A 17172-nucleotide genomic window follows, 5' to 3' on the forward strand; every position below is an offset into this window, starting at 1 on the left:
CGCGTTCAATCGACCAGGAAGCCCATGACCCGGACCATCGACCGTCGCCAGCTTTTGCGCGGCGCTACCCTCGCGGGGGGCGGACTCGCTTTATCGGCCTATATGCCGGCATGGGCACAGACGACTTCCGGCGGCATCGTCAAGCCGATGCCGACCGTCTCAGGCGACGACATCACTCTTCGCGTCGCGCACCAGATGATGATGATCGACGGGCGCGAGAGTCACGCGATCGGCATCAACGGCACCGCGCCCGCACCGCTGATCCGGTTGCGCGAAGGGCAGAATGCCCGGCTGACCCTCACCAACGCGCTGCCCGACGAGCAGACCTCTATCCACTGGCATGGGCTGATCCTGCCATTCCAGATGGACGGCGTTCCCGGCATCAGCTTCCCCGGTGTCGATCCGGGCAAGAGCTTCACCTACGAGTTTCCGGTCAAGCAGGCCGGCACCTACTGGTATCACAGCCATTCCGGTTTGCAGGAGCAGTTGGGACATTACGGCCCGCTGGTGATTGATCCGGCCGGCGAGGACCCGATCGCGTCCGACCGCGAGCACGTCATCATGCTGTCCGACCACAGCCAGCTTCACCCGCACGTCATCTTCCGCAAGCTCAAGATGCAGGGCGGCTATTTCAACTATCAGAAGCAGACGCTTGGCGGGCTGCTACGCGGCGACGGCCAGTCTGCGAAGGAGCGTGCCGAGTGGGGCAAGATGCGGATGGACCCGACCGACGTCGCCGACGTGACCGGCTCGACCTATACCTATCTCGTCAACGGGCACGGCCCGAAGGATAACTGGACGGGGCTGTTCCGCCCCGGCGAGCGGGTGCGGCTCCGCGTCATCAACGCTTCCGCCATGACCACCTTCAATGTCCGCATCCCCGGCCTGAAAATGACCGTGGTGGCGTGCGACGGGCTGAATGTCCGGCCGGTGACGTTCGACGAGTTCCAGATCGGCGTCGCCGAAACCTACGACGTGATCGTCACCCCGACCGACGATCGTGCCTACACGCTCGTCGGCGAGAGCGTCGATCGCTCCGGCATGGCACGCGCCACGCTCGCGCCCCGCGAGGGCATGGCCGCAGCGGTCCCGCCGCTTCGCAAGCGCCCGCTCGCCAGCATGAAGGACATGGGCATGGGCGGCATGGACATGAGCGGCGGTTCGATGGCCGGCATGGATCATGCCGCGATGGGCCATTCCATGCCCGCGACGGGTGCGGCGACTGGCGCGATGGCGGGCATGAACCAGGGTGGCGCTTCCCAGGCGGGTGCAGCCGTCGATCACGCCGCTATGGGGCATACGATGCCCGCCGAGGGAGCAGCCGCAAGCGGCATGGCCGGGATGGACCACGGGACCATGCAGGGCGACGCTGGTGGGCAGATGGCTGGTATGGACCACGGCGCGGGCGGCATGAATCACTCGATGCGCGACTTCTCGAATGCGCCGGGGGTCAAGAAGACGCCGACCGTGCAGACCATATCCCCAATGCCGATGGACCGTATGGGCGAGCCGGGCCAGGGGCTGGAGAATGTCGGGCACAAGGTGCTGGTCTATCGCGACCTGATGGCCGTCGATCGCAACCCCGACGTGCGCGCGCCAGATCGCGCGATGCAAATCCACCTCACCGGCAACATGGAACGCTATATGTGGGCGTTCGACGGCGAGAAGCTGTCGGAGGTCAAAGACCCGATCCCGTTTCTTGAAGGCGAGCGGGTGCGGGTCACACTCGTCAATGACACGATGATGGGCCACCCGATCCACCTTCACGGCCATTTTTTCGAGCTGGTGACGGGGCATGGCGAGTTCGCGCCTCGCAAGCACACCGTCATGGTGCAGCCGGGCGGGACCGCGACGTTCGACCTCACCGCCGATGCCGTCGGCGATTGGGCGTTCCACTGCCACATGCTTTACCACATGCACGCCGGCATGATGCAGATCGTGACCGTCCGACCACGCGGGGGAGACGCGGCATGAAGGCGCTATCCCTACTCGTCGCCGCGGCCCCGATCGCGCTTGCGACCCCCGTCACCGCGCAGGATCACTCGATGCACAACATGCCGGGGATGACCATGCCGGCGAAGCCGGCAGCGAAGCCCCAGGCGAAGCCAACCGCCAAGCCGCGCCCCCCCGCTCGCACGAAAGCAAAGCCCGCACCAAAAAAGCCGTCGCCAGCTCCGGCCGCGGCGGCCGACCCGCACGCGGGCCACACCATGCCCGGAATGACGATGCCTGACGCCCCGACCCAGGCAGATCCCCATGCCGGGCACGTCATGCCCGATAGCGCGGCGGTAGCGACGCCGGCCAATCCTCACGCGGGCCATGACATGAGCGGCATGGCGGGCGGGATGAGCCACGATATGGGAACGGGGGGAACCGCCCTTCCCCCCGGCAACGCACCCGCCCCGGCCGCGCCCAAGCCGAATTATGCCGATCGCGTTTATTCGCCGCAGGAGATGGCCGATGCCCGCGCCATTCTTCGCGGCGAGCATGGCGGCAGCACTTTCTGGCAGGTCAATTTCAACTTGGCCGAGGTGCAGATACGCGACGGGCGCGACAGCTTTCGCTGGGATGGCGAAGCGTGGTTCGGGGGCGACATCAACCGGCTGACCGTCAAGACCGAGGGTGAAGGCGAGTTCGGGCGCAGCGTTGACGATGCCGAGGTGCAGGCGCTCTACAGCCGCGCGATCGGCCCCTATTTCAATCTCCAGGCCGGCATTCGCTATGACTTCAAGCCGAACCCCTCGCGCACCTACGCCACGCTCGGATTCGAGGGACTGGCACCCTATTGGTTCGACGTGGAGGGCGCGCTGTTTCTGTCCGACAAGGGCGACGTGCTGGGACGGCTTGAGGGCTACTATGACCAACGCATCACCCAGCGACTTGTCCTGCAACCGCGCGCCGAGCTTAATTTCGCGGCGCAGGACGTGCCGGAGAACGGTATCGGTTCGGGCCTGAGCGACATCGAGCTGGGGCTTCGCCTTCGTTACGAGATCAAGCGCGAGTTCGCGCCCTATATCGGCGTCTCCTACGATCGCCGTCTAGGCGACAGCGCCCGCTTCGCGCGCGCCGATGGCGAGGGCGTTGGCGGACCCAGCTTTGTTGTCGGCGTTCGGACGTGGTTCTGAGGGGCCGGCGCGCGAGGCTTCACCAGCTAGCGAGCAAGACGCATAAGTGGCTCGCGATCATTATCGGCATCCAGCTCCTCCTCTGGTTCACCAGTGGGACGGTGATGAGCTTCCTGCCGATCGACAAGGTGCATGGCGATCACCTCGTTGATCGGAAGACCGTCGCCCCTATACCGGCGGGCATGGCCTTGGCGTCGCCAGCGGACCTGACGAGGAGCGTCGGAACGCCCGTCACATCGCTCACCTATCGCATGTTGCTCGGGCGTCCCGTCGCCGAGCTGTCAACGGCCAAGGGCACCCGGCTTGCCGATGCGACCACGGGGGTGCTCCTGCCGGCTGCTAGCGCCGCCCAGGCCGAGGCCGTGGCACGCGCTGCTTGGCGAGGGGAAGGTCGACTGGTTGCTCGCGTGGAGCGGATCGAGCGTGCCGCACCCGAATATCGTGGCGCGCTCCCCGCATGGCGGATCGCGTTTGACGACCCCAACAACACCCGCGTCTTTGTCGCCAGTGACACAGGACGGATCACCGCTGTCAGGACAGGCACCTGGCGGCTTTACGATTTTTTCTGGGGTCTCCACATCATGGACTGGAAGAACCACGAGGACTTTAACACGCCTTGGCTGCTCGCTTTCGCGATCGGGGGGCTGGCGTTGTGGATAGGCGGCGCGGTTCTCCTGTGGATGCGCTGGCCCGTACGGCGACGCCGCAGATCGCCGGGAAGCTGACCCAGCAGCCAATCGCGTCCGACATGAGGGGTAGGTGCTCGCGCCGCGTAATTGACGTGAGAGGCATTTAACACCTCGCACCCCAGGAGATTGATGATGAAACTCGCACCCCTTTTCCTCGTCGCCGCGCTGGCGACCCCGGCTCTTGCACAGCAGGCGAACCACCAGGGCATGAACCACGGCAACATGGCCGGCATGAACCATGCGATGCCAGCGACCGCAGCCAACCCCTACGGTCCGGCCGAGATGAAAATGCACGAGAAGATGATGGCGGCGATGGGGGCCGACGCCGGCGAAACGTGGACGCGCAAGATGATCGAGCATCATCGTGGCGCGGTGGAAATGTCGCAGATCGCGCTTCGTAGCACACAGAATGCCGAGGTTCGCCGCGAGGCGCAGAAGGCCATCGCCAGCCAGAATCGCGAGATCGCCATGTTGAACGCTATGCTTCGCAAGATGGGCAAGCCCGCTCAATAAATGCATGGCCCCGCTCCCAACCGGGCGGGGCCGCCAACCAGGCATCGACCATGACCAATATGCGCTACCTGTTTGCCGCCCTCGCGCTGGGCGTCCCCTCCGTCGCCGTCGCGGCCGATGCGATCCTCGTGCATCGCGACCCCGGATGCGGGTGTTGCGGCGAATGGGCGAAGATCGTGAAGGCGCAGTTCGGCCGCACGGTGCGGATTGTTGACGATGCGAACCGTCCCGCAATGATGAAGGCACGCAGCGTCCCCGCCGACCTTGCATCCTGTCACACCGCGATAATCGACGGGATGACCTTCGAGGGTCATGTCCCGATCGCCGATATGAAGCGCGCGCTCGCGCAGCGTCCAAAGGGTGTCAGCGGTCTAGCGGTCGCCGGAATGCCGCTTGGATCACCCGGAATGGAAGTGCCGGGACGAGCGGCGCAGTCTTTCGAGGTCGTCGCGTTCGGGCCGAACGGGCGCAGGGTTTTCGCGCGCCATTGAGACGAAGGGGAGGCGCGAACGCCTCCCCCCGCCGACTTACTTCTTGGGCGCGCCCGGCATGTCGTGGCCGGCGTGGTCGCCGCCCTTCTTCATGTCCGCGCAGCAGTCCCCTTTGCCGTCCTTGCAGCAGTCCGCCCCCTCCTTGCAGCACGCCATGTCGGCGCAGCAGGAGCCGGCCGCGAACGCCGCGGTTGGGAGGGCGAGCGCCAGTGCGGCACCGATCAGTTTCAGCTTGGTCATCAGAAAATCCCCATCGATCAAATATGTGAGGTTGTTGAAGCGTCACACGGTTCGAGGAGGCGGTGTCGCCGGCGGGATCGGAGAACCGGCCAGCCCGGTCAGTAGAGCAGGCCAAGGCGCGACCGGATGGTTGGCGATCGGCTCGACCCGCACCAGGGCTTCGCCGGGAACGGCCGTGCAAGGCGTGGCGCAGCTCGATAGCGGAGCCTTTTTAACGGGCGCTGGCGTGCCATCGCCATCGCACCCGACCATCGCCGACGCGATCGGTGCGGCTTGCGCCGCCGTTTCGCAAAACGGGCCGAGACGCACTAGCAGCAGCGCCGCGAGCACGACCAGGACGGTCGCGCGAAGCGCTCGGGCTAAGGCTGGTGCTCCCTTCGTCATCCCGGCTATCGGCACTCTCTCCGATCCAATGTCAACGAGCGTCAGTGCGCCCCGGCGATGCCGATCGCGGCGGCGGCCATCCACAGCGCCATCGCCACCATCATCACGTTTTCGGTGAGCGAGATGAAGCCTAGGGGCACGTTGCTGTCCCCGCCCACGCACGCGCACTTCAGCTCACGCTTGTCGATATAGACGGCCTTGAACACCGACACCGCCCCGATCGAGCCGATGAACAGCGCGACCGGCACCGACAGCCAGGTAAGCGCGCCCGCGATCATCAGCACGCCCGCTCCGCCTTCCGCGAACGGGTAGATATAGGAGTAGGGCACCCAGCGCTTGGCGAGCAGATCGTAGTTGAGGAACATGCTCGAAAAGCTCTCGATGTTCTGGAGCTTGAGCAGCGCCAGCACACACATCGAGAAGGCGATGAACCATTCGATCGCGCGAATTGTGAACGGCGTGCCCAGCACCGCGTAGCTGGCGGCGAGCGCCATCAGCGCCGTCATCGTGAACAGCGCGATCACCGGTCGATAGGTAAGCGCCTTGGGGTCGCGGACGGTCTTGCCGAAAAAGCGGCGCAGATCGTCATAGCCGCCTACCCGCTCGCCACCGATGAAGGTTTGCGGCGTGGTCTTGACCCCGTGCTTTGCTTTGAAGGCATCCGTTTCGTCGCGCGTCGTCAGCCAGTGGTCATCGACCGCATAGCCTTGGCGACGCAGAAGGTCTTTCGCCTTCAGTCCATAGGGGCAGGTGTGTTCAGACATCACCATCCGGTAGATCGTCGCCTGTTTGACGGGGGCGGTCGCCATGTCGCTTCTCCAGCTTGCTCGCCCCACCTATATAGGGTCCGTACCATAGTCCGGAGTCAAGACATGGCGAGCATCACGATTGCGGGGCTGGCGCGAGAGGGCGGCGTGGGCGTCGAGACGGTACGTTACTACCAGCGCCGCGGCTTGCTCGACACGCCCGACCGGCCGAACGGGGCCGGGATCGCGGGTGGCGTCCGGCGCTATGGGGTGCAGGACGTGCGCCGGCTCCGCTTCATTCGATCAGCTCAGGCAGCCGGATTCACGCTTGAACAGATCGGCGAGCTGCTAGCGCTGGACGCGACCGACGATCGCGCCCGCGCCCGCGAGCTTGCGACCGAACGCATTGCGGCATTGGATGAGAAGATCGTGGACCTTAAGCGGGTGCGCGCCTCGCTTCTCCGGCTCGCGCAGGAGTGCGGGTCCGGCTCGACAGGTCCATGCCCTATACTGACCGCGTTCGAGCAGGGCTGACCTTGTTGAACATAGGTGTCAAAACCGGTCGAGACTGTTGAAAAACTCGGCGAGCAGGCAGTGCGGCCACCTCGCGCGTAATATGATTGCTTGCAGGTCGCCTCTTTTGCACAAGAGGTTGCGACGGTCGGGGCGATACAAGAAGAATATTGCTCGGACCAACGCCTCTTCCGCGCCGGAGCTACTTTTTCAACAGCCTCGTTCGGTTTTGACACTACCGTTCTCGTCGCGCGTCGCGCACGATCTCCCAGGCCGATTGTAGAAATACGACCGCGATGACGCCGGCGACCACGAGGTCCGGCCAGCCACTGCCGGTCCACGCCACTAGGCCGGCCGCGACGATCACGGCCACGTTGTTGAGGGCGTCGTTGCGCGAGAATAGCCAGATGGCGCGCGCCTGAGCGTCGCCAGCTTTGCGAAACCGCGCCAGGACGAGCGCCGCGGCCACGTTGACGACCAGTGCCGCCACGCCGATGCCGCCCATGAACAACGCTTCCGGCGGTTCGGCGTCGAGCGCGCGGACGATCGCCGTTCCGATCACGCCTAGCCCGAGCGCCCCTAGGAACAGCCCCTGGACGAGCGCGACGCGCGAGCGCGCCCGCGCGCTCCATCCTAGTGCCAGCAGGCCGACGAACGTGATGGAGCCGTCGCCGAGAAAATCGAGCGAGTCCGCCTTGAGCGCCTGCGAGCCCGTCCAGAAGCCGCCGACGAGTTCGGCGAAGCCGAAGCCGACATTAAGGATGACGACGATCCATAGTGCGCGGCGGTAGGCTGGATCGACCTTGGCACGGTCCTGATCGCCCGTGCAGCCGCAATCGTCGCTCACGTCACCGCTCCGGCGGGCGCGGATCGGATTGATGCCGGGCTGAACGCTTCAAGGATGCTGCACTCGGACATGGTGCCGCCCCGGCACGAGGTCAGAAGCGCCGCCAACTCGCGCCGCAACGCGGACAGGTCTGCGATCTTGCGGTCGATCGCGGCCAGGTGCCCGGTGGCGAGTTCGTCTATCGAACCGCAGTCGCGGCCGGGATCGCTCGCCAAGTCGAGTAGGGCGCGCACTTGGTCGAGCGAGAACCCTAGGTCTCGCGCGCGCCGGATGAAGGTGAGCCGGGAAAGGTCGCGCGGCGTGTAGGAGCGATAGTTGCCCTCCGTCCGCGCGGGCGCGTCGATGAGTCCTTCCTTCTCATACCAGCGCACGGTTTCGACCTTGGTGTCGGCCGCCTTGGCGAGCTTTCCGATAGTGAGCGCCTGTTCCATGCCTTGACCCTGTAGCGGCTACAGGCTGCATATATAGGTCGTTATCCCGATTCGGTCGAGCCGATGGTCGCGGCATCCGCAGCGAACAATGAGCCCGCCAGAGTGAGCAACGACGAACCTGCATGACCTTCAAGAACAACGCGCCAAGCCGACCGGCTTCAACTCACCTGTTCCTTGCCAGCGCCGCAGCGGTGCTGGCGATCGGCATCGCGAGCCCGACGCGCGCCCAGGAGACGCAGCTGGCTCAGATCGAGGCCGAAGCGCCCGAGGAGGAGGAAGGCGAGGAGATTATTGTTCAGGGGACTCGTTCCGGCCGCCGCGTGCAGGACGAGGCGATCCGGGTGGAGGTGATCGACCGGGAGGAGATCGAGGAGAAGAACCTCATGGTCCCCGGTAACATCAGCATGATCGTCGCTGAAACCGGCGGCTTGAGGGTGCAGGTCACTTCTCCCGGGCTTGGCGCGGCGAATGTCCGGGTACGGGGGCTGGAGGGTCGCTACACGCAAATCCTATCGGACGGGCTTCCGCTCTACGGCGGCCAGGCCGCCGGCATCGGCCTGTTGCAGATACCGCCGACCGACTTGGGTCAGGTGGAGGTCATTAAGGGCGCGGCGTCAGCCCTTTACGGCCCGTCCGCGCTAGGCGGCGTCATCAATCTCGTCTCGCGTCGCCCGAGTGATGAGCCGGTGGCCGAGGCGCTGTTGAACGCCACCACCCGCAACGGCCAAGACGCGACCGGCTACGCGTCAACGCCGCTGGGAGGCGGGTTCGGGGCGTCGATCACCGGCGGTGCGCATCGCCAGCGCGCCCAAGACTTGGACGGCGACGGTTGGGCGGACATGCCCGGCTTCGAGCGGTTCACGGTGCGCCCGCGCCTGTTTTTCAAAGGGGCGGACGGCACGAGTGCGCTGCTCACGATCGGCGCGATGAGGGAGAACCGCGACGGCGGCACCCTACCCGGGCGCACCGTGCCGGACGGGCGACCGTTCCAGCAGGACCAGGACAGCACGAGACTGGACGCCGGGCTTGTCGCCGAGAAGCCGATCGACGGCCTTGGCATCTTGCGGGTGCGCGCGTCCGGCGTGACGCAGGATCACCGGCACAGGTTCGGCGATGTGGTGGAGGACGACCGGCACCGCACCGCGTTCGGCGAAGCGTCGATTGGCGATCGGGCAGGGGCGACGAGCTGGGTGGCGGGCGTCGCCTTCCAGGTCGATGATTACCGCAACGAGACGTTTGCCGCGTTCGACTACACCTACACCGCGCCCGGTGTGTTCGGGCAGGTGGAGCATGACCTTCGCCCCGACGTGACGATTGCCGGCAGCGCACGGGCCGACTTCCACAGCGATTACGGCACCCGGCTTTCCCCGCGCGTGTCGCTGCTCTGGCGGCCCGACCGTTGGACGGTGCGCGCGTCAGTCGGGCGCGGCTTCTTCGCGCCTACGCCGTTCGTGGACGAGATCGAGGACGCCGGGCTGTCGCGGCTGGAGCCGCTGGCAGGTTTGAAGGCCGAGGTGGCGGACACCGCCTCGCTCGACATAGGCTATGTGCGCGGCCGGACCGAGGTGAACGCTTCGCTGTTCGCGTCGCGTGTCGACAACGCCTTGCGGCTTGACTCGACCGGGCCGGCAAGCGTCCGGCTCGTCTCCGTGAACGGCATCACGCGCACTAGCGGCGTCGAGCTGCTGGTGCGGCAGCGCTGGGATGCGTTCAGCATCACCGGCAGCTACGTCCACATCGACGCGACCGAGCCAAGCTCGGTGGGAGGACGGCAGCGGATTGAGCGCACCCCGCGCGACACCGCGGGCGTGACCGCGATATGGGAAGCGGAGGGCAAGGGCCGACTCGGCTTCGAGGCTTACTATACCGGACGGCAGCGGTTGGAGGACAATCCCTACCGCGACCGCAGCCGTCCCTATGTGGAGCTAGGCGTGTTGGGCGAGATCATCCTTGGCCGCGCCAGCCTGTTCCTCAATGCCGAAAACATCCTTGGCGTCCGACAGACCAAATACGACCCGATCCTACGTCCGACCCGGGGGTCGGATGGGCGCTGGACCGTGGACGTGTGGGCTCCGACCGAGGGATTCGTGTTGAACGGCGGCGTCCGGCTCCGCTTTGGCCGGAACTGACCCGAGCTACCGGTGTCAAAACCGGTCGGTTTTGACGCTGCAGACTCGACCACGGTATTCCGAGGGTTTGCGTGTGTCAGAACCCCGGTTCAGAATGTCAGTTTCCGAAACCGGCAACATGCCGCGGCTACGTCTGCCTTTGGGTCGCAAGCCGCCCGGCAGCTTCCGGCCGCGAGGACCTACAAACGGACGTTCGAGCTCCCTTTCCTGCCTCCCAATTGCAGCCATTCGTTAATCGGGTTGAACGGCAGCTAAGTAGGCCCAAATCAGGCACCGGCGCAGCGGGTCAGGATAGCAGACAGTGCGCTTTCAAAGAGGGAAGCGCCGATAGGCGACGCTCCGCACGGCCTATGTTCTGCCGGCAGCTAAGCCTCCGCTTCTAGCTCACGTAAGCTGCGGTCGCGCGTCTCTCTACCTGAGCGTCCGATCAGTACCGCTGACAGCGTCATTGGTATGATCAGCGCAACTGCCGCGCCCCCCATCGTCGGGATCAGCCCAGCGAAGGCTCCTAGCTGGACAGCAACGCCACCAAATTTGCTACTGCCCGCGATCAGCCCGGTGGCACGTCCACGGACGCGTAACGCGTAGTTTTCGGCTGCATAGGGAAGTAGCACGGCGATCAATCCGTTTGTGCCAACCACCAGCAGCGCGATCACAGCGATCAGCAGTGGTGGCCAAGCCAGCGTAGGCGCCGGCAGTAGGGCTCCAGCAAGCCCGGCAAGTGTGAGAAGCACAGTGCCGATCAGGGTGCGCTTGCTGCTCCACCGGCTGTAAAGGAAGGCCGCGATCATGATCGTGGGCAGGGCAACGAGTGCTGAGCTGGCGATGATGCCGCTCGCAATCTCAGCACTAAAGCCTCGATCCTGGAGATCGGAAGGCAGCCATAGCAGCAAGCCGAAGTTGACGAAGCTCCAAGACAGGGCCGTGATCACCAGGGCGATGGTCAACTCGCGGTGGTGAGCCGCTGCGCTGCCAGCGTCCGCTGGCGCTGCTTGTGGAGCACGCCTGACGATGCCGAACTTGAGAGCCATGTCAGCCAGCTCCGCGTTCATGCCACGTTCCATCAGAAAGCGCGGCGATTCCGGAATCCACCTTGCCATCGCAAGCAGCAACAAACCGGTGGGAAAGCCCTGCAGCCACAAGCTACGCCAGCCGAACAGAGGCTCGAACAGATGCGCGGCACCGCTAGCTGCCAGGTAGCCGCCGACCAGTCCCGTACCGCCAACCAGCACAAGGACCCAACTTCTGTGCCGCGGAGGCATGATCTCAGCCAACAGCGTGTAGACGACAGGCAGCATGCCGCCAGCCGAGCACCCCATCAGAAAGCACATAACTAGGTTCCAGCTGTAGGAAGGCATAGCTCCGCAGATGGAGGTCGAGACGAACAGGATCGTGGACAACAGGATCGACACGCGCCGACCGTAAATGTCTGCAAGCCACCCCCACAGGAACGAGCCGACCGTGGTTCCGGTTAGGGCAACGAACGGCAGCAGAGCAACGGTAGACTTTGCAAGACCGTACTCCCCACGCATACCGGGAAGCACAAAGCCGAGCGTTGCTGGCTTCATCGTGTCGATAATCAGGCCGAGGGTAAGCACCAGCAGAACGGCCGCATGCGAGCGCGTCAGAGGGGTATCATCGGGCGCTTCAAATGCGGCGCCAGCGCCTGGCCTGTGATCAGGCCGTTTCTTGGGTAAAGCGCCAAATATAGCAGCCGGCACGCCGATGCCGATCAGCGCCATGCCCATGTACATCCATCCGTCCATAGGCATACCCGACAGGTGATTGCCCATCGTATGGGCCATCGCGAGCATCGGTAAGTGAAGGGCAACCCCAACGCTGATTGCCGCACAGCCTGTCCAGAAGAGCGGCCAGCGCTCTCCGACAACCGAGTTTCCGCGGCTTCTTCTGCCGTTCGCCATCCATTCACCCCCACCAGGAGCGGTGGCATACGCCGCACGGTTCGCCTGCTGCAAGCCGAGCACCCGCTGCCGGGGCACTGATCCGGCTGATGGCCTGCCGAATGGCGGCTTTCGAGCGAACGGATCGCCAAACCTAAGCGTCCGGCTCACGGTGCAATTGCCGGAACCGTCGACTTACGAGACCCACATCCGGTCATTCCGGATGCCCTACCCGCGCCCCAGCTTCTGCCATTCGTTCATTTCGCAATTTGGAGCATACTCAGCCGAGCTGGCCGACCGGTTGTCCGGCATGGGAGGGAAGCGGACTGGCAGCTTCTGGATGCGTTTCAACGAAAGCCGCCGCTCAACCGCCATTGATTGAAGCGTGCGTCGGTCTGATCTCGACGGCTGCGGGTTGACGCCCTTCGTTCCAAATCGACAACCAAGCGTCGTCGAACCAATCGAACGAGTGAGGATGCCCGTCTTCGAGCGTCACGATCGCTTCTCCACCAACCGGAACCTCGAATTGGTCGCAAATCGGCTCAATAAAGATCGTTAGTGGCCGATCGCTCTTGTTTCGTATCGGCAGCCTCACTCGTCATCCTTGATTTATTAAAGGGACCCATGAGCGGGACTCGAACCCGCCAAACGCTTCGATTACCCGGTGCGCCCGCTCCGACAGCGTCAGGGCCGAGGTCAACTTACTGGCTGAATAAGCGTCTGCAATATGGCGACGCTAGGTTGGTGCCGAACGTCTGGTATTGGGCGAAAGCGTTCGTCAAAGGATGATGCCCTGGCGGTAGGCCAGCTTCGCGTTTCCCCGCACCTTGGTGCCGCGCTTTGTCACTTCGAGGCTAACCCGATCGCGATCAATGCGGGTTAACAGCACCCCAAGGCAGTCATATCTTTCCATGCTAGGGTCGACATCGGTCTCGACGTGGAGGTCTAATCGGTCCGGGTCAGGCCCATAGTTGCGCACGATAGCATCTGAGCCATAGAACCGCTCAACCGCCTGCTTAATGAAGCTCCTTTCTTCGGCTTGAAACGAAGCGGGTAATCTAGCGGGGATTGGCGGCGATGCGGCAGGCATGCGACTAGGCTAGCCGGTTAGCCAATGTCTGCAAGTGGGCGAGGGCAGACGCCTTGCCCTTCCGCCGAGGAGACCCACAACCAGACGTTCAAAGGCGCCTGGCCGCTTCCCGACTTCGGACAGCCGTTCATGTCGAAGTTTGCAGCGGGCGACGGCCTAGATTATCAGAGCGAATAGCGCGGAAGGGGTGGGAACCAGTCGATCACGCGACGGATGGGTCAGCGGGCAGAGCGATAACATTTTCCGTGCCGAACAAGTCAAGAACCTTTGCCAAGGCAGCCTGGCTTAGCACCTGCGTAAACAGGAGCGCCAGCCTCCGCTTCGGACGCGAGCAGGCCACGTAGAAAAGGTTACGATTGCTCTCAAAGGAGGCCGTCTTGTCTCCAGGAGGTCCCTGATCTAGCCATTCCAACATTTGACCGAAGTTATACTTGTTCCAACCGCGACCGACGATAACGAGGACGTTCTCGAACTCAGCTCCCTTAACCCCGTGCTTTGTCGCGAACGGCGTGTGGCCGTCAATGAAGGCATCCACCGCCATCAGCTCCGCATAGGAAACGTCGCGGAGCCTCCGTAGCTGGGTCACCCTACGCGGCTCGTTTTCCGTAGGAACATCTCCCACTGCAGCAAGCCGATTTTCGCGATCGATAACCGCTTCGGGAACGCGCATGTGCTCCTGCGCCCGCATGAAGTCGATCACCTGTCCAATGGTCCCGCTATGCCTGAGCTCGATGAGTTCTTGGAAAGATTGGGACCACGCCGCCTTGTCTTTATGACGGCGGATGCTTGGGTGACCGGCGTCGAGGCATCCGAACATCTCGCCGTAGCGCTGCGCTTGGAAGGCGGCGCATGCGGGCTCCACCTGATCCGCGAGGAACTTGATGTGCGGATCTTCCTTCTTCAGCCACGGGTCGTTGAATTGACCGTAGATCTGCTGGATCGTCGGATAGCCCTGCTCCCGTGCGAGGACGCTATGGCTGAGCATCAAGATCTTCGTCCGCTCGACCGCAAAATCCCAGCCTTCGCCGATGAGCCTGCCCTTGAGATGGTCGAAGTAGGCGCGGGCCGCCTCGGCGCTCGTATCTCCAGTCCAGTGCCCGCCCCCCTGACCCGTGCGCCGCTGCCCCGGCCAAGCGTTGGTATGGAAAAGCCGCGCCTCGCCCGGCGCGTCGGCGTCGCTCGGGATCTGCGGAAGCGCAGGCCTCATGCGGTTTAGCACCGAAACGATGGGTTCTACCGACCGGAAGTTCGCGTTCTTGTCTATGACTTGGAGCGCGGCGTGCTCAACCGCTCCGCATCCGTCGCCATAGATCTTCTGCCAGTGGTCACCGAAGAGTCCGACGACCGGGCCGGTTCCGGTGTCGAGGAAGTGCTGCTTCAGAGCGTTCACGAAGCCAGCGTCCGTATCCTGATACTCATCTATAAGGAGAACCGGAAAGCGCGCGGTCATCACGGCCCGGAACTTGGGCCGGGCGAGTAGTGCGGTCATGAGCGTGAGCACGTCCTCGTGCCGCAGTGTCAATTCCGCTTCGGTCACCCTAGGATAGCCGAATTCGTATTGGATGGTCCGGACACCAATTTCGGCGACATCCGCCTCGGCGAGCCGGTCGGCCCAGCCTTCGAGCGTCGGTACTAATGCGCGAATCTCTGGCTGAAAGTCCTGCAACAGCGACCAGCAGAAGCCGTGGATCGTCTCCGGCCGCACAGCGGGATGCGCTTGGACGCGGGACGCGATCTCGTCCTTCGCGACGTTCGTGAAGGTAATGCAGCCGATCTGCTGCCGGTTGCGCATGAGCTCAGAACCGCGCAGTGCCAGCAGCCGGCGGAGGGCCTTCTCCAGCGAGTAGGTCTTGCCCGCACCGGCACCGGCCTCGAGACGAAAGCTACGCCCTTCGTCAAAGCATGCAAAAACTTGCTCCAACGCGGCGCGGCCGGCAGCGTCAGCCGGGCTCTCCCCATCAGCCATGGGCCGGCTGTCCGTAGTCGGCAACTTCTATGCCGATCACCTCAGCGACCAGCTCCGCCGCCACCACGTCGGGCGGAAGAACCGGAGCGGGATTCCCCGCGGCGAGCCACCGCAAACCCTCGGCGATATATCTGGGCGTTCTCCAAGCTGTGCTTTCGATAGCGTGCTCGAGGGCGAAGCTAGACTTTTTCTGCTCGGCCGCATGCTCGTAGGCGAGCGCCGCTCGATCCCCCCCGCCGAGTTCGAACAGATCCGGGTTCGCCAGGATGAACGCGTCCTCGAAGCTCCGGGCGGAGGGGCCGCCATCCTGTTCCGGGATCTGATAGGCCAGACGCCTGCCGCCGCTTGTCTTCTCGTCAGCTGTCTTCGCCAGAAGCTGCGCAGGCGAGACATCGGGCGCGAACCAGTCCTTGATACACGCATTACTAGTGAAGGCCCCCTGCGCCACCAAGACCGCGACACGCTTATTGTTGGCATTGGGAGCCACGGAGTCGATGTCGGTGATGACGAGCGTGCGCAGCTCGAGGAAATTGAGAAGATCGTAGAACCGGTGCGCGTACGCGCCGCCGACCTCCATGACTGTCAGGTATTGACTGCTGAGCTGCGGCTGCCCGGCCGCCGTCTCGTCAGTCTTTCGGATCATGGACGGAAGCAGGAGCCGCTCCGACGTGCCCTCAATCAGGATCGCCTTATCGGCGAAGAACAGGTCACAACGCGAGAGCGTAAGATACTGGTGGAGAAATTCGCGCACCGCCGGCTCGGCACCCGCCATGCCCTGACGCAAATCCTTGACGAGCGAACGGCGCACTCCCTCGCCATCGGCGACGGAGAGAAAGTAGCGGAGACTCTCGAACCTTGCTTCGTTCGCCATGTGTGGGGAGTGCGTCGTCACGACGAACTGCACCGGCCACGGTTGGTCGGCGTTCAGCTGCGCCACGAACGCGGCCGTGACCCGCTCAAGCTGACGGATGAAAACCTCCTGCATCTGAGGGTGGAGGTGCGCCTCCGGCTCCTCGATGAAGATGAGGTGGACGCCGGATGAGGTCGGCATTGCCTGATATTCTCGAAAGAAGCTCAACAGCTGCAGGAGCATGTAGACGAGGTTCCTGGTCCCAAGACCGCTGTAGGTCTCAGGGAGCGTCATACCGTTGACGCCCCGATACCTGACTTTCGTGTGGTCTTTGAGAAGCTTGTTTACGTCGAAGCTCGTCTCAGTCACGAGTCCGGGATCCGACAACCCGGGATATCCGAACAGGTCGAACGTCGGCAGCAGCGAGGTCAGACCCGAGTTGAAGCTATTGTGTACGTCGCCTTGGATCGCCTCCACCACTTCCTTGAGCTGCTCTGCGGTCGTCCGTCTTTCGGGATTGATGTCATCAGTCAGGGCCGACTGGAACAGCACCTCGACGACCTTACCCAAAACATCACGCTCACGAATGGTGTCGTCGTCGAGACCGCGTTGGGCGTTGATAAAGCCCACCCCGACCAGCGTAGTAAGCAACTTGGTCTCGAGCGACTTGCGGTTGGTGGCATCGTTCGGATCAACGGCCTCCAGCGTTCCCACATAGGCGGTGGGGAGCCGTTGGCCGAGATCCCGGAAGAAACGGGAGCGGTCGTTCGCCGCATCCTCCAGCGGGACCAAATGGTCAGCAAAAAACGTCTCGGGTGCCGTAGCCTTTGGGCCGAACCGAAACTCCAGGCGAGCCTCGTGGCAGTCGTCGTTGAGGTCGATGATGCAGTTGCCCAGCGGCCCGAGATCCAGAGCGTCCGTGTCGTACTCGATGTCGAGGACCAGCCGGATCGAAGGCAGCTGCTCCCAAGCGTCGGCGGACTGCGGGTCGGCGCGGTAGGCCTGCAGCGCCTGCCAAAAGCTCTCGTGGCACCCCAGCGAGAAGTCCTCAAGCCGTAATGCCAGACTGCCGCCGGACAAGATCCGCCGGAACAGCTCTGCGATTGACGTCTTCCCGCTATTGTTCCGCCCGACGATCAGCGTCGTGCGTGCCTCGAACCCAAATTCTACATTACGGAGAAGTCGGAAATTCTCGATCCTGGCCTTCACTATCCGCATTCTCATCCCCCAGGCATTCCGTCGCCGAAACACTTAATA

16 protein-coding genes are annotated in these 17172 nt (G+C 63.8%); 7 read left to right on the forward strand and 9 right to left on the reverse strand.

Going from position 1 to position 17172, the window contains the following annotated elements; translation table 11 throughout:
* Positions 1-24 precede the first annotated feature (24 nt).
* From ASE58_RS06095 to ASE58_RS06115, 5 genes are all read left to right on the forward strand, one after another.
* The gene (locus ASE58_RS06095; protein WP_055818790.1) at positions 25-1974 is read left to right on the forward strand and encodes a copper resistance system multicopper oxidase; all 1950 of its coding nucleotides are present in this window, start codon (positions 25-27) and stop codon (positions 1972-1974) included.
* A complete protein-coding gene (locus tag ASE58_RS06100) occupies positions 1971-3125 on the forward strand; it encodes a copper resistance protein B (protein ID WP_055818793.1) in 1155 nt (384 codons plus the stop codon). Before ASE58_RS06095 ends, ASE58_RS06100 begins: the two co-directional genes overlap by 4 nt.
* Positions 3116-3850 (forward strand): PepSY domain-containing protein, encoded by a 735-nt coding sequence (locus tag ASE58_RS06105; RefSeq protein ID WP_055818797.1) that lies wholly within the window; start codon positions 3116-3118, stop codon positions 3848-3850. Before ASE58_RS06100 ends, ASE58_RS06105 begins: the two co-directional genes overlap by 10 nt.
* A 96-nt stretch (positions 3851-3946) precedes the next feature.
* Complete coding sequence (locus ASE58_RS06110) at positions 3947-4327, forward strand: DUF305 domain-containing protein (protein ID WP_156347398.1); 381 nt, start codon at positions 3947-3949, stop codon at positions 4325-4327.
* Between the two features lie 59 nt (positions 4328-4386).
* Positions 4387-4818, forward strand: a complete 432-nt coding sequence (locus tag ASE58_RS06115) for a DUF411 domain-containing protein (protein WP_055819568.1) — start codon at positions 4387-4389, stop codon at positions 4816-4818.
* 36 nt (positions 4819-4854) lie between these two features.
* Here the strand turns inward: ASE58_RS06115 and ASE58_RS06120 are convergent, their stop codons facing one another.
* The gene (locus tag ASE58_RS06120; RefSeq protein WP_055818803.1) at positions 4855-5058 is read right to left on the reverse strand and encodes a hypothetical protein; all 204 of its coding nucleotides are present in this window, start codon (positions 5056-5058) and stop codon (positions 4855-4857) included.
* Positions 5059-5483: 425 nt separating this feature from the next.
* Entirely contained in the window at positions 5484-6251 is a 768-nt protein-coding gene (locus tag ASE58_RS06125) for a MauE/DoxX family redox-associated membrane protein (protein WP_055818807.1), read from the reverse strand.
* A gap of 63 nt (positions 6252-6314) precedes the next feature.
* On the opposite strand from ASE58_RS06125, the gene ASE58_RS06130 reads away from it, so the two are divergent.
* The gene (locus tag ASE58_RS06130) at positions 6315-6722 is read left to right on the forward strand and encodes a MerR family transcriptional regulator (RefSeq protein WP_055818810.1); all 408 of its coding nucleotides are present in this window, start codon (positions 6315-6317) and stop codon (positions 6720-6722) included.
* Positions 6723-6936: 214 nt separating this feature from the next.
* Here the strand turns inward: ASE58_RS06130 and ASE58_RS06135 are convergent, their stop codons facing one another.
* On the reverse strand, positions 6937-7548 hold the full coding sequence (locus ASE58_RS06135; RefSeq protein WP_055818814.1) for a cation diffusion facilitator family transporter: 612 nt from the start codon (positions 7546-7548) through the stop codon (positions 6937-6939).
* A complete protein-coding gene (locus ASE58_RS06140) occupies positions 7545-7979 on the reverse strand; it encodes a MerR family transcriptional regulator (RefSeq protein ID WP_055818817.1) in 435 nt (144 codons plus the stop codon). Before ASE58_RS06140 ends, ASE58_RS06135 begins: the two co-directional genes overlap by 4 nt.
* A gap of 122 nt (positions 7980-8101) precedes the next feature.
* On the opposite strand from ASE58_RS06140, the gene ASE58_RS06145 reads away from it, so the two are divergent.
* Positions 8102-10108, forward strand: a complete 2007-nt coding sequence (locus tag ASE58_RS06145; protein ID WP_055818822.1) for a TonB-dependent receptor plug domain-containing protein — start codon at positions 8102-8104, stop codon at positions 10106-10108.
* Positions 10109-10473: 365 nt separating this feature from the next.
* Here ASE58_RS06145 and ASE58_RS06150 read toward each other — a convergent pair whose 3' ends face one another.
* From ASE58_RS06150 to ASE58_RS06160, 5 genes are all read right to left on the reverse strand, one after another.
* Complete coding sequence (locus ASE58_RS06150; protein WP_156347661.1) at positions 10474-12030, reverse strand: MFS transporter; 1557 nt, start codon at positions 12028-12030, stop codon at positions 10474-10476.
* A gap of 343 nt (positions 12031-12373) precedes the next feature.
* Positions 12374-12604, reverse strand: a complete 231-nt coding sequence (locus ASE58_RS17855; protein ID WP_156347635.1) for a hypothetical protein — start codon at positions 12602-12604, stop codon at positions 12374-12376.
* 183 nt (positions 12605-12787) lie between these two features.
* On the reverse strand, positions 12788-13099 hold the full coding sequence (locus tag ASE58_RS17860; RefSeq protein ID WP_156347636.1) for a hypothetical protein: 312 nt from the start codon (positions 13097-13099) through the stop codon (positions 12788-12790).
* Positions 13100-13301: 202 nt separating this feature from the next.
* On the reverse strand, positions 13302-15065 hold the full coding sequence (locus ASE58_RS06155) for a UvrD-helicase domain-containing protein (RefSeq protein ID WP_055818826.1): 1764 nt from the start codon (positions 15063-15065) through the stop codon (positions 13302-13304).
* Complete coding sequence (locus tag ASE58_RS06160; RefSeq protein ID WP_055818828.1) at positions 15058-17133, reverse strand: ATP-dependent nuclease; 2076 nt, start codon at positions 17131-17133, stop codon at positions 15058-15060. The genes ASE58_RS06155 and ASE58_RS06160 overlap by 8 nt, the downstream gene beginning before the upstream one ends.
* Between the last annotated feature and the right edge of the window lie 39 nt (positions 17134-17172).

Source organism: Sphingomonas sp. Leaf9, assembly GCF_001421355.1.
In the GTDB taxonomy this organism is placed as follows: Bacteria; Pseudomonadota; Alphaproteobacteria; order Sphingomonadales; family Sphingomonadaceae; genus Sphingomonas.